Consider the following 12656-nt stretch of genomic DNA (forward strand, 5'->3'; position numbering starts at 1 on the left):
CCGGTCCCCCGGTTCCTCCGTCAGGCGAAGACGGCCAGGCTCTTGGCCTTGCCCCGCTGCTCCTCGACGAGCGCGAGGAAGCGGCCCTCCGGGTCGAAGACGGCCACCGGGCCGGAGCCCGCGTACGTCTCGGGCATCTCCAGCCGTACGCCGTTGGTGAGCAGCTTGGCCCGCCGGGCGTCGACGTCCCAGCGGGGGAACGCGGCCGTGGCGGCCTCGGCGATCGGCATCACGGTCAGCTCCTTCTGGAGCTCATCCAGAGTGCGGGCCGCGTCCAGCTTGTAGGGGCCGACGCGGGTGCGGCGCAGGGCGGTGAGGTGGCCGCCGACGCCCAGACCGGCGCCCAGGTCGCGGGCCAGGGCCCGGATGTAGGTGCCGGAGGAGCAGACGACCGAGACGACCAGGTCGAGTACGGCCGTGCCGTCGTCGGCGACGGCGTCCCGGACGTCGTACACGCCGAAGGAGGAGACCGTGACGGGCCGGGCCGGGATCTCGAACTCCTCGCCCTCGCGGGCCCGCTTGTAGGACCGCACGCCGTTGATCTTGATGGCGCTGACCTTGGACGGCACCTGCATGATGTCGCCGGTCAGCTCGGCGATGCCGGCGTCTATGGCGTCGCGGGTGACCTTGGAGGCGTCCGTGGAGGAGGTGATCTCCCCCTCGGCGTCGTCCGTGAGGGTGTTCTGCCCGAGCCGGATGGTGCCCAGGTACTCCTTCTCGGTCAGCGCGAGGTGGCCGAGGAGCTTGGTGGCCTTCTCGACGCCGAGGACGAGGACGCCCGTCGCCATCGGGTCGAGGGTGCCGGCGTGCCCGACGCGTCGCGTTCTGGCGATACCGCGCATCTTGGCGACGACGTCGTGCGAAGTGAAGCCCGACGGCTTGTCGACGATGACAAGGCCGTCGGGCGTGGTGTGCTTCTGGGTCATTCGGCGCTGTCGTCCGTCTCGTCGTCCTCGTCGGGCTTACGGTACGGGTCCGCCTCGCCGGCGTACTTGGCGCCCGCGGACGCCTCGCGCACCTTCTCGTCGGACTGGCGCGCCTTGTCGAGGAGGTCCTCGATGGCACGGGCGTTGTCCGGGAGGGCGTCCATGACGAAGGCCAGGGTCGGCGTGAACTTCACACCGGCGGCCCGGCCCACCTCGGAGCGCAGGATGCCCTTGGCGCTCTCCAGGCCGGCGGCGGCCGCCGCGCGCTCCTCGTCGTCCCCGTACACCGTGTAGAAGACGGTCGCCTCCCTGAGGTCACCCGTGACCCGGGTGTCCGTGATGGTGACGTGCGAGCCGAGCCGCGGGTCCTTGATCCCGCGCTGCAGCTTCTGGGCCACCACCTCTCGGATGAGGTCCGCCAGCCTTTTAGCCCGCGCGTTGTCGGCCACTGGTCCGTCTCCCGTTCTTTCCTGTCCGGTTCGTTCTCGGTTCGTCAGTCGTCTTCGCCGTGGAAGCGCCGCCTGACGGACAGCAACTCCACCTCGGGGCGGCCGGCGACCAGCCGTTCGCACCGGTCGAGCACCTCGCTCAGGTGCCCCGCATCGCCGGACACCAACGCGAGGCCGATGGCAGCCCTGCGATGGAGGTCCATGTGGTCCACCTCGGCCGCACTCACCGCGTACTTGCGCTGGAGCTCGGCGACGATGGGGCGGACGACGGAGCGCTTCTCCTTCAGCGACCGTACGTCGCCGAGGAGCAGGTCGAAGGACAGAGTCCCCACGTACATGTGTGTCCGGATGACCCGCCGGTACGGGATCGATGGCCCTGCCATCCGCGTGGCAGGGACATCAGAACCGTACAACGAACGGCCGGGGCCGATCGACGGAAATTACTCTCCGTCGACCGGCCCCGGACCGGACCGTCTCGGAAACCCGAGGGCTCAGACGCGCGGCTTCTCGCGCATCTCGTACGTCGCGATGACGTCGTCGACCTTGATGTCGTTGAAGTTGCCGAGGTTGATACCGCCCTCGAACCCTTCGCGAATCTCGGTGACGTCGTCCTTGAAGCGACGCAGACCCTCGATGTTGAGGCTCTCCGCGACCACCTTGCCGTCGCGGATGAGGCGCGCCTTGGTGTTGCGCTTGACCTCGCCGGAGCGGATGAGAACACCCGCGATGTTGCCCAGCTTGGACGACTTGAAGACCTCGCGGATCTCCGCCGTACCGAGCTCGACCTCTTCGTACTCCGGCTTGAGCATGCCCTTGAGGGCCGCCTCGATCTCCTCGATCGCCTGGTAGATGACCGAGTAGTACCGGACGTCGACACCCTCGCGCTCGGCCATCTGCTGCGCACGCCCGGCGGCGCGCACGTTGAAGCCGATGACGATGGCGTCGGAGCCCATGGCCAGGTCGATGTCGGACTCCGTGACCGCACCGACACCGCGGTGCAGGACGCGAATGTCGACCTCTTCGCCGACGTCCAGCTGGAGCAGCGAGGACTCGAGGGCCTCGACGGATCCGGAAGCGTCACCCTTGATGATCAGGTTCAGCTGCTGGACCTCGCCGGCCTTGAGCACCTTGTCCAGGTCCTCGAGCGAGACACGACGCGTGCGCTTGGCGAACGCGGCGTTGCGCTCACGGGCGGCGCGCTTCTCGGCGATCTGACGGGCCGTACGGTCCTCGTCGACCACCAGGAAGTTGTCGCCCGCGCCCGGGACGTTGGTCAGGCCCAGGACCTGAACCGGCGTCGACGGACCGGCCTCGGCAACGCTGTTGCCGTTGTCGTCGTGCATCGCCCGGACTCGGCCGTACGCGTCGCCGACCACCATGGTGTCGCCGACCCGCAGCGTGCCGCGCTGGACGAGGACCGTCGACACGGCACCACGGCCGCGGTCGAGGCGGGACTCGATCGAGATGCCCTGCGCGTCCTGGTGCGGGTTGGCCCGCAGGTCGAGCGAGGCGTCGGCCGTGAGGACCACGGCCTCCAGCAGGGAGTCGATGTGCAGACCCTGCTTGGCGGAGATGTCGACGAACATGGTGTCGCCGCCGTACTCCTCGGCCACGAGGCCGTACTCGGTCAGCTGACCTCGCACCTTGGTCGGGTCCGCACCCTCGACGTCGATCTTGTTGACCGCGACGACGATCGGGACCTCGGCGGCCTTGGCGTGGTTGAGCGCCTCGACCGTCTGCGGCATGACGCCGTCGTTGGCCGCGACGACGAGGATCGCGATGTCCGTCGACCGCGCACCACGGGCACGCATGGCGGTGAACGCCTCGTGACCCGGGGTGTCGATGAAGGTGATCTTGCGCTCTTCGTCGTTGACCTCGGTCGCGACCTGGTAGGCACCGATGTGCTGGGTGATGCCGCCGGCCTCGCCCGCGATGACGTTCGTCTTGCGGATGGCGTCGAGGAGCCGGGTCTTACCGTGGTCGACGTGACCCATGACGGTGACGACCGGCGGGCGGACCATCAGGTCCTCCTCGTCGCCCTCGTCCTCGCCGAACTCGATGTCGAAGGACTCGAGCAGCTCACGGTCCTCCTCCTCGGGGCTGACGATCTGAACCGTGTAGTTCATCTCGTCGGCGAGGAGCTGCAGCGTCTCGTCGGAGACGGACTGCGTGGCCGTGACCATCTCGCCGAGGTTCATCATGACCGCGACGAGCGACGCCGGGTTGGCGTTGATCTTCTCCGCGAAGTCGGTGAGCGAGGCACCGCGCGACAGGCGAACGGTCTCGCCGTTGCCGCGAGGCAGCATCACACCGCCGACCGACGGGGCCTGCATGGCCTCGTACTCCTGGCGCCTCTGCCGCTTCGACTTGCGACCACGACGCGCCGGACCACCGGGACGACCGAAGGCACCCTGCGTGCCACCACGGCCACCGGGACCGCCGGGACGACCACCGAAGCCGGGACGGCCACCGCCGCCGGGACCACCGGGACGACCGGCGAAACCGCCGCCACCGCCACCGGGACCACCGGGACGACCGGCGAAACCGCCACCGCCGCCACCGGGACGACCGGCGAAGCCGCCGCCACCCGGGCGACCGCCGCCGCCACCGGGACGACCGCCGCCACCGGGACCGCGGCCGCCGGGGCCACCGCCGCCGGGACGCGGGCCGGCAGCAGGACGCTGCGGCATCATGCCGGGGTTGGGACGCGGGCCGCCGGGACCGCCGCCGGGACGGGGGCCGCCACCCTGCGGGCGGGGCATGCCGCCCGGGGTCGGACGCGCGCCGCCCGGAGCCTGCGGACGAGGACCGCCGCCGGCACCCTGCGGGCGGGGACCGCCCTGGCCCTGGCCCTGCGGACGCGGGGCGCCGCCGGGCGCACCGGGGCCGCCCGGACGCGGGGCACCGCCCGGACGGGGCGCCTGCGGGCGCGCCATGCCGGTGGAGCCACCAGAGGTGAACGGGTTGTTGCCCGGACGGGGACCCGCCGGACGGGCACCGGGACGCGGGGCGCCACCCTGGCGCGGAGCGCCGGGACGGTCGCCACGGTCACCGCGGCCCTGGCCGCCCTGGCCGGAACCACCCGGACGCGGAGCACCCGGACGCGGCGACTGGCCGGCCGGACGCGGGGCGCCCGGACGCGGTCCGGAGCCCTGGGACGAGGACGGCTGGGACGGCGCGGCGGGAGCCGACGGGGGTGCCGTGAACTCGGGCGTGGTCGGAGCCAGGGACGCCGGGGCGGGCCGCGGCGCGGGCTTCGGGCCCGGGGTGGGACGGGGGCCGGAAGAGGCCGGCGCGGCGGGAGCCGCGGGCTTCTCGGCGGCGGCCGGCTTGGGGGCCGGCGGGCGCGGGGCGGCCGGACGGGCAGCCTGCGCCGGAGAGGGGGCGCCCGGCTTTGCCGGGGCAGCCTTGCGGGCAGGGGCGGGCTTGCCGCCTCCGCTGCCCTGCTGGAGGGCGTCCGTCAGCTTGCGTACAACAGGCGCTTCGATCGTCGAAGACGCCGAACGGACGAATTCACCGAGTTCCTGGAGCTTGGCCATGACGACCTTGCTCTCGACACCGAACTCCTTGGCGAGTTCGTAGACCCGGACCTTAGCCACTTCGCTCCTTTGAGGTCCGGGTTGCGTCCGGACCGTCGCTAGTTCATGGGCGTACTCATCGCGTACTCATCGAGTGCTCATCGCAATCTCGACCTGCTTTCGACTCGCGAGGTACCTAGCCGCACGGGGTTCCGTACGGCACGTCTTACCGTGTTGCCTGCTCGGCAACTGTTGTCTGCTCGACGTATCGGCGCAACGCCTTTGTGTCGAGCGGTCCCGGGACGCGCAGTGCCCTCGGGAACGCCCGGCGGCGTACCGCCTGGTCGAGACAGACCGGTGCGGGGTGAACGTACGCACCCCGGCCGGGCAGCGTACCGCGTGGATCAGGAACACATGCGTCCTTGATCGCTACGATCCGCAACAGTTCGGCCTTGGCCGCTCGCTCCCGACACCCCACACAGGTGCGTTCAGGGCATGCGCGGGCGCGCGTCCGGCCAGACACCGTTAAGTCTACCTCCCCGTGCGCGCCTCACCCCTTTGGGGCAGGATTCGAACAGTTGGCGCGCATGAACCTGTCGTGATCTGAACGGCCCGCGGCTTGGATCTATTCCTCGGAGCTGTTCCCGGCCGGTTCCGTGTCCGGGCGGATGTCGATCCGCCAGCCGGTCAGCCGGGCCGCGAGGCGGGCGTTCTGCCCTTCCTTGCCGATGGCCAGGGACAGCTGGTAGTCGGGCACGGTCACCCGGGCCGACCGGGTCGCCATGTCCACGATCTCCACCTTGGAGACCCGAGCCGGCGAGAGGGCGTTCGCCACCATGTCGGCCGGGTCGTCCGACCAGTCCACGATGTCGATCTTCTCACCGTTCAGCTCGGCCATGACGTTGCGCACGCGCCCGCCCATGGGGCCGATGCAGGCGCCCTTGGCGTTCAGGCCGGAGCGGGTGGACCGTACGGCGATCTTCGTGCGGTGACCGGCCTCACGGGCGATCGCGGAGATCTCCACCGAACCGTCGGCGATCTCCGGCACCTCGAGGGCGAAGAGCTTCTTCACCAGATTGGGGTGCGTGCGCGACAGCGTCACCGACGGGCCGCGGACGCCCTTGGCGACCCGGACCACGTAGCTGCGCAGCCGCATGCCGTGCTGGTAGGTCTCCCCCGGCACCTGCTCCTGCACCGGCAGGATGGCCTCGAGCTTGCCGATGTCGACGAGCACGTTCTTCGGGTCGCGGCCCTGCTGGACCACGCCGGTGACGATGTCGCCCTCGCGGCCGGCGTACTCGCCGAGCGTCGCGTCGTCCTCGGCGTCGCGCAGCCGCTGCAGGATGACCTGCTTGGCCGTGGTGGCCGCGATACGGCCGAAACCGGACGGGGTGTCGTCGAACTCGCGGGCCTCCTGGCCCTCCTCGAGGTCGTCGGGGTCCTCCTTCGCCCACACGGTCACATGGCCGGTCTCCCGGTTGAGCTCCACGCGCGCGTGGCGGCGGCTTCCCTCGGTGCGGTGGTAGGCGATGAGGAGGGCCGACTCGATCGCCTCGACCAGCAGGGGGAAGGAGATCTCCTTCTCCCGAACCAAGCCCCGCAGGGCACTCATGTCGATGTCCACGGCTACGCCTCCTCTTCCTTCTTGTCCTTGCGGCTGAACTCGACCTGGACACGCGCCCGGACGATGTCGTCGAAGGCGAGTCTGCGAGCGGTGGCCTTGCGGCCCTTCACCCCGGGCACCTCGGTGTCGACACCCTCGTCGTCGACCTTCAGGATCCTGGCGACCAGCTCGCCGCCCTCGGCCAGCTGGAACTTCACCAGCCGGTCCGTGGCGCGGACGTAGTGCCGGTGTTCCGTGAGGGGGCGCTCCGCGCCCGGGGTGCCGACCTCGAGGGTGTACTCGCCCTCGCCCATCGCGTCCGTCTCGTCGAGCTTCGCCGAGAGCGCGCGGCTCACATCGGCGATCTGGTCCAGGTCGGCGCCCGTGTCCGAGTCGACGACGACGCGCAGCACACGCTTGCGTCCGACGGAGTCCAGTTCGATCTCTTCGAGATCGAGGCCCTGGGAGGTGACGAGCGGCTCCAGCAGTTCTCGCAGCCTCTCGCTCTGGGTGGTGCTCATCCGGGTGACTCCTCGGCCGCGTGTGCTGTTGTGGGTTGGGTCGCGTGTCTGGTCAAAGGGTATCCGGTCGCGGGGAGTGTTGCCGTCCACCCGGTCACGAACGGTGCCGCTGAGTGATGCCGGGCGGGGGCCCGGGTACCGTGATCACGGGCGTGCAGCCCTTGCAGTCGCTTCTTTCTGGAAACGAGCCCCCGAGGACGTCCGACGTGCCCTTCCCCTCTTCGCCGCGTGCCCGCTCGGGGCCGCGCAGAAGGAGTCTGCTCGCCGTCGCCCCGGCGGCCCTCGCCCTGACGGGCTGCACCGGGGACTCCGGCGGCCCGGCCGGTGACGGCCCGTCGGCCGCCGACCGGGCCGCACGCGCGCGTGCGGCCCGGGACAGTGAGGGGCTGGTGGAGCGGTACGACGCGGTGATCGCCGCCCGGCCGGGGCTCGCGGGGCGGCTTCGGCCCCTGCGCGAGGAGGTCGTACGGCACGCCCAGGCGTTCGGCGGTGGCCGGAAGGCATCCCCCTCGGCGTCCCCTTCCGTATCTCCTTCGGCGACCTCTTCGGCCTCGCCCTCCCCGTCCGTGGGCGTACCGGCGAACGACAGGGACGCCCTCGCCGGGCTCGCCGCGGCGGAGCGGGAGCTCGCCGACCGGCGGACCAAGGCGCTGAGCGGGATGCCGGGCGAGCTGGCGCGGCTGCTGGCGTCGGTCGCGGCGGCCGGGGCGGCGCACGTGTATCTGCTGACGGAGGGTGACGCGTGAGCGAGGAGAAGGACCGCGAGCTGCGGGCCCTGCAGGCGGCGCTGGCGGCCGAGCACGCGGCGGTGTACGGCTACGGCGTCGTCGGCGGAAGGATCGGCGACGGGCGGCGCACCGAGGCGATCACGGCGTACGACGCGCACCGGGTACGCAGGGATGCGCTGGTGCGCGAGGTGAAGGACCTGGGGGGCCGGCCGGTGGCCGCGTCCGCCGGTTACGCCCTGCCCTTCCAGGTGCCGGACGCGGCGGCGGCCGTGCGGCTCGCCGCCGAGCTGGAGGACCGGGTGGCCGGGGTGTACGCCGACCTGGTGCGCGCGGCGGGCGGTGGGCGGCGGGCCCTGGCCGCCGAGGCGCTGCGGGAGGCGGCGGTGCGGGCGGTGCGCTGGCGCGGCAAGAGCGTAGCCTTCCCTGGGCTCGCCGAGCGGGCCGGCACGGCCCCGCCCTCGGCGGCGCCGACGGCGTGACCCGCGCAGGGCACGCACCGCGGACAGCACGAAGGGAACGACTCGCGCATGGTTTTCGAACCGCCGAAGCGTCTGGTCAGGGCGCTCGGTGAGACGGCGCCGGACGGTGACGACTGGCTGGAGAAGCTGCCCGAGGCGGCGCAGCGGGCCGTCGCGCTACGCGAGTTGACCGTGGAGCGGGTGCAGGTGCCCGGCGGGCGCAGCAGCCTGGTCGTGCTGGTGCGGGCGGCCGACGGGACGCCCGCCGTGCTCAAGCTGGCGCCGGGCCGGGCCCGCCCGGAGGCGGAGCGGGCCGCGCTCGCGCACTGGGACGGGCGGGGTGCCGTGCAGCTGCTCGAACCCTTCTCGACGGAGGGGGTGCTGCTGTTGGAGCGGTTGCACCCGGACGTGTCGGTGCGGTCACTGCCGGAGGCGAAGGCGCTGCTGGAGGCGGCGGGGACGCTGCGGAGGCTGTGGGGTGAGCCGCCCGCCGACTTCCCCTTCGAGACCGTGGCCGAGCGGACCGGGCGGCAGGCCGAGGCGATGCGGGCACGGGCGCAGGCCGATCCCGACGTGGCCCCGCTGGTCGACCTGGCGCTCGCGGCGCGCGAGGAGCTGCTGGCCGCGCCGCCCGAACACCGGCTGCTGCACGGCACGTTCCGGCAGAGCAAGGTGCTCGGCGGGGAGCGGATGCCGTGGCTGGCCGTGGGGCCCGACCCGGTGGTCGGCGAGTGCGCCTTCGATCTGGCCCGGCTGGTCCGGGACCGGGTGGAGGACCTGATCGCCCAGCCGTCCGGCGCGGCCACGACCCGGCGCCGGGTGAAGCGGCTCGCGGAGTCCCTGGACGTGGACCAGGAGCGGCTGCGGGGCTGGACGCTGTTCCGGGCCGTGGAGTCGGGCGTGCGGGCGGGACGGGTCGGACGGCCGCGGGATGCGGAGCTGTTGCTGGAGTTCGCCGGGTGGCTGTAGGGCGCCGGGTCCGAGGGGCCGGGGGCCGCGACCCCAGACCGCCGGGCGGGCTCCTGCCTGCGGGCGCCGGGCGGGCCGGATCGGCCGGCCCGCCCGGCGCCCGGGGGCTTCCGTCTCTCAGGCGGTGAGGCGGGCGACGGCCTCCTCGACCGTCAGTTCCTCGCGCTCGCCGGTGCGGCGGTCCTTCAGTTCCACCACGCCGTCGGCCGCGCGCCGGCCGGCCACCAGGATCTGCGGTACGCCGATCAGCTCGGAGTCCGTGAACTTCACGCCCGGGGAGACGCCGGGGCGGTCGTCGACCAGGACGCGGACACCGGCCGCGGCCAGCTTCCCGGAGATGTCGAGGGCCAGTTCGGTCTGGAGAGCCTTGCCGGCGGCGACCACGTGGACGTCGGCCGGGGCGACCTCGGCGGGCCAGCACAGGCCCTTGTCGTCGGCGCTCTGCTCGGCGAGGGCGGCCACCGCGCGGGAGACGCCGATGCCGTAGGAGCCCATGGTGACGCGGACCGGCTTGCCGTTCTGGCCGAGGACGTCGAGCTTGAGGGCGTCGGCGTACTTGCGGCCCAGCTGGAAGATGTGGCCGATCTCGATGGCGCGGTCGAGGACGAGGCCCGTGCCGCACTTCGGGCAGGGGTCGCCCTCCTGCACGACCACGACGTCGACGTACTCGCCGACCTCGAAGTCACGGCCCACGACCACGTTCTTCGTGTGCGTGCCGGCCTTGTTGGCGCCGGTGATCCAGGACGTGCCCGGGGCCACGCGCGGGTCGGCGATGTACGTGACCTTCTCCAGGCCCCGCGGTCCGACGTAGCCGCGGACCAGGTCGGGACGGGCCGCGAAGTCCGTCTCGGTGACCAGCTCGACGGTGGCCGGGGCGAAGTGCGCCTCGACCTTGTCCATGTCGACCTCGCGGTCCCCGGGGACGCCGACGGCGACGATCTCGCCGTCGACCTTCACGAGGAGGTTCTTCAGCGTGGCCGAGGCGGGGACGCCGAGGGAGGCGGCGAGGGTCTCGATGGTCGGGGTGTCGGGGGTCGGGATGTCCTCGGCGGCCGGCACGTCCGAGCCGTCGACGGGCTTCAACTCGTACGTGATCGCCTCGGTGTTGGCGGCGAAGTCGCAGTTGGGGCAGTCGGCGAAGGTGTCCTCGCCGGCCTCGGCCGGGGCGAGGAACTCCTCGGACTTCGAGCCGCCCATCGCACCGGCCGTCGCGGCGCAGATGCGGTAGTCGAGGCCGAGACGCGCGAAGATCTTCTGGTAGGCCTCGCGGTGCAGGGCGTAGGACTTCGCGAGGCCCTCGTCCTCGGTGTCGAAGGAGTAGGAGTCCTTCATCAGGAACTCGCGGCCGCGCAGGATGCCGGCGCGGGGGCGGGCCTCGTCGCGGTACTTGTTCTGGATCTGGTAGAGGATGACCGGCAGGTCCTTGTAGGAGGACGCCTGGTCCTTCACCAGGAGGGTGAAGATCTCCTCGTGGGTGGGGCCGAGGAGGTAGTCGCCGCCCTTGCGGTCCTGCAGGCGGAACAGCTCGGGGCCGTACTCCTCCCAGCGGCCGGTGGCCTCGTAGGGCTCGCGCGGCAGGATCGCGGGGAGCAGGACCTCCTGGGCGCCGACGGCGTCCATCTCCTCACGGACGATCCGCTCGACGTTGGCCAGCACCTTCTTGCCGAGGGGCAGCCAGCTCCAGATGCCGGCGGCGGTGCGGCGGACGTAGCCGGCGCGGACGAGGAGCTTGTGGCTGAGGACCTCGGCGTCCGCCGGGTCGTCGCGCAACGTCTTCGCCAACAACTGGGACATGCGCTGGACCGGTACGTTCGCCATGGTTCCTCTGCTCCTGCTGCTGGGGGTCCCCCCGCTCGAGCGGAGCCGAGAGTGGGGGAAGGTGATGGCAGGAGGTTATCCGGGGGGTGCGCGGCGGTGGAAATCGGTTATCCGCGGCGCAGGGGCAGGGGGGCGCCCATCACGGCGTACGGCTTCGGCGCGCTGGGGAAGAGGACCTGCCGGGCGAGGTCCTGGTAGCCGAGGGAGCGGTAGAGGGCGCGGGCCGGGCTGTCGGTGTCGATCGCGGAGAGGATCGAGCGGGGTTCGGCGGCGGCGTCGGTGATCGTGGTGATCAGGGAGCGTCCGAGGCCGCGGTTCTGGTACGCGGGGTGGACGTGCAGTTCGGTGATCACGAAGGAGTCGTCGAGCCAGTGGTCGTGGCGCTGGGCGCGGAGGTAGGGCTCCACGACGGTGGACCACCAGTGGGTGCGGTCGTTGGGCATGCCGTAGACGAACCCGACGAGGGTGCCGTCGGCTGTCGCGCCGAGCGCGCGGGCCCCGGGGTACGTCATGTGACGCAGGACGATCTGGCGGCGTACGGCGACTTCGTCGGGGCCGAGGCCGAAGGCAACGGCTTGGATGGCCAGGGCCTCGTCCACGTGGGCGGAGAGGTCGAGTGGGCCGATCACCAGGTCCATGGCGGGGAGCCTACAGGGGGGTTCCCGTTCATGGCCGGGTGCGGGACGGATGTGGCTGAGCGCGCCCACGCGGCGGAGCCGCACATCGAATACAGCCCCGCGCCCCTTTGGGGCGCTTTCAGAACAGCACGCTCATGAAGGCGCCGACTTCCTGGAAGCCCACGCGTCGATAGGCCCTGCGGGCCGCTGTGTTGAAGTCGTTGACGTACAGGCTGACCACGGGGGCGACGTCGGCCAGGGCGTAGCGCAGTACGGCGGCCATGCCGGGGGCCGCCAGGCCGGTGCCCCGGTATTCGGGGGCCACCCACACGCCCTGGATCTGGCAGGCGCGGTCCGTCGCGGCGCCGATCTCGGCCTTGAAGACGACCTTGCCGTCCGCGTCGAAGCGGGCGAAGGCGCGGCCGGAGCCGACGAGTTCGGCGACGCGGGCCTGGTAGAGCAGGCCGCCGTCGCCGGCCAGCGGGGAGATGCCGACCTCCTCGGTGAACATCGCCACACACGCCGGCATGATCGTCTCCATCTCGTCCTTGCGGACGCGGCGGACGTAAGGGTCCGGGGTGATGTCGGCCGGGAGGCGGTCGGCGACCATGAGCGGCTGGTGGCGGCGGACCTCGCGGGCCGGGCCCCACTGGGGTTCCAGCAGCCGCCACAGGTCGGAGGTGGCGCCGGAGGGACCGACGATGGAGGAGCAACGGCGGCCGGCCCGGCGCGCACGGTCGGCGAAGGCGCGCACAGCGCGCGGACCGGCGCAGATCGGGACCAGGTTGGCACCGGCGTAGCAGAGGGACGTGAGTATCCCGTCCTCGTACCATCCCCACATCTCGCCGCCGAGCCGCCACGGGTCGAGTCCGGCGATCTGCACGCGGGACGTCACGAAGGCGTTCGCGACCGGCTCGCGGTCGAGGACGGCGAGCGCGGCGTCCAGGTCGCTCGGTTCGAGAACCCGTGAGGTCGTCTGGGTCAACACGTGCGGGGGCCTCACACACTGGGGGCGGCTGGTCCCCGCACTATAGCCGCGCTGCTTGGGC

13 protein-coding genes are annotated in these 12656 nt (G+C 72.0%); 3 read left to right on the forward strand and 10 right to left on the reverse strand.

Features of this window, described 5'->3' with window-relative positions; translation table 11 throughout:
* Positions 1 to 20: 20 nt before the first annotated feature.
* The 7 genes from truB to rimP form a co-directional block, all read right to left on the reverse strand.
* Positions 21 to 926 (reverse strand): tRNA pseudouridine(55) synthase TruB, encoded by a 906-nt coding sequence (gene truB / locus AB0G20_RS33485; RefSeq protein ID WP_361308966.1) that lies wholly within the window; start codon positions 924 to 926, stop codon positions 21 to 23.
* Complete coding sequence (gene rbfA, locus AB0G20_RS33490) at positions 923 to 1375, reverse strand: 30S ribosome-binding factor RbfA (protein ID WP_361308968.1); 453 nt, start codon at positions 1373 to 1375, stop codon at positions 923 to 925. Before rbfA ends, truB begins: the two co-directional genes overlap by 4 nt.
* 44 nt (positions 1376 to 1419) lie before the next feature.
* On the reverse strand, positions 1420 to 1713 hold the full coding sequence (locus AB0G20_RS33495; protein ID WP_361308971.1) for a DUF503 domain-containing protein: 294 nt from the start codon (positions 1711 to 1713) through the stop codon (positions 1420 to 1422).
* Between the two features lie 153 nt (positions 1714 to 1866).
* Positions 1867 to 4974: a translation initiation factor IF-2 gene (infB, locus tag AB0G20_RS33500; RefSeq protein ID WP_361308974.1), complete on the reverse strand. Its 3108-nt coding sequence runs from the start codon at positions 4972 to 4974 to the stop codon at positions 1867 to 1869.
* Positions 4975 to 5119: 145 nt separating this feature from the next.
* Complete coding sequence (locus AB0G20_RS33505; RefSeq protein ID WP_248507041.1) at positions 5120 to 5416, reverse strand: YlxR family protein; 297 nt, start codon at positions 5414 to 5416, stop codon at positions 5120 to 5122.
* Positions 5417 to 5518: 102 nt separating this feature from the next.
* On the reverse strand, positions 5519 to 6517 hold the full coding sequence (gene nusA / locus AB0G20_RS33510) for a transcription termination factor NusA (protein ID WP_142158923.1): 999 nt from the start codon (positions 6515 to 6517) through the stop codon (positions 5519 to 5521).
* 2 nt (positions 6518 to 6519) lie between these two features.
* On the reverse strand, positions 6520 to 7017 hold the full coding sequence (gene rimP, locus AB0G20_RS33515) for a ribosome maturation factor RimP (RefSeq protein WP_361308977.1): 498 nt from the start codon (positions 7015 to 7017) through the stop codon (positions 6520 to 6522).
* A gap of 206 nt (positions 7018 to 7223) precedes the next feature.
* Here rimP and AB0G20_RS33520 point away from each other — a divergent pair, with 206 nt between their 5' ends.
* Genes AB0G20_RS33520 through AB0G20_RS33530 form a run of 3 tightly spaced genes read left to right on the forward strand, consistent with a single transcriptional unit; the run spans position 7224 to position 9172 of the window.
* Positions 7224 to 7763 carry a hypothetical protein gene (locus AB0G20_RS33520; protein WP_361308979.1) on the forward strand — a complete coding sequence of 180 codons (540 nt, stop codon included), beginning with the start codon at positions 7224 to 7226 and terminating at the stop codon, positions 7761 to 7763.
* Positions 7760 to 8224, forward strand: coding sequence for a ferritin-like domain-containing protein (locus AB0G20_RS33525; protein WP_361308981.1), 465 nt, complete (start codon positions 7760 to 7762; stop codon positions 8222 to 8224). Before AB0G20_RS33520 ends, AB0G20_RS33525 begins: the two co-directional genes overlap by 4 nt.
* 48 nt (positions 8225 to 8272) lie before the next feature.
* Positions 8273 to 9172 carry an aminoglycoside phosphotransferase family protein gene (locus tag AB0G20_RS33530; protein ID WP_361308984.1) on the forward strand — a complete coding sequence of 300 codons (900 nt, stop codon included), beginning with the start codon at positions 8273 to 8275 and terminating at the stop codon, positions 9170 to 9172.
* A 117-nt stretch (positions 9173 to 9289) separates the two neighbouring features.
* Here the strand turns inward: AB0G20_RS33530 and AB0G20_RS33535 are convergent, their stop codons facing one another.
* The 3 genes from AB0G20_RS33535 to AB0G20_RS33545 all read right to left on the reverse strand — a co-directional run bounded on the left by AB0G20_RS33535 (position 9290) and on the right by AB0G20_RS33545 (position 12595).
* Positions 9290 to 10990 (reverse strand): proline--tRNA ligase, encoded by a 1701-nt coding sequence (locus tag AB0G20_RS33535; protein ID WP_361308987.1) that lies wholly within the window; start codon positions 10988 to 10990, stop codon positions 9290 to 9292.
* A 107-nt stretch (positions 10991 to 11097) separates the two neighbouring features.
* Positions 11098 to 11628: a GNAT family N-acetyltransferase gene (locus AB0G20_RS33540; RefSeq protein ID WP_361308989.1), complete on the reverse strand. Its 531-nt coding sequence runs from the start codon at positions 11626 to 11628 to the stop codon at positions 11098 to 11100.
* Between the two features lie 118 nt (positions 11629 to 11746).
* Positions 11747 to 12595, reverse strand: coding sequence for a GNAT family N-acetyltransferase (locus AB0G20_RS33545; RefSeq protein ID WP_361308992.1), 849 nt, complete (start codon positions 12593 to 12595; stop codon positions 11747 to 11749).
* Between the last annotated feature and the right edge of the window lie 61 nt (positions 12596 to 12656).

Source organism: Streptomyces sp. NPDC024017 (assembly GCF_040638895.1).
GTDB lineage: Bacteria > Actinomycetota > Actinomycetes > Streptomycetales > Streptomycetaceae > Streptomyces.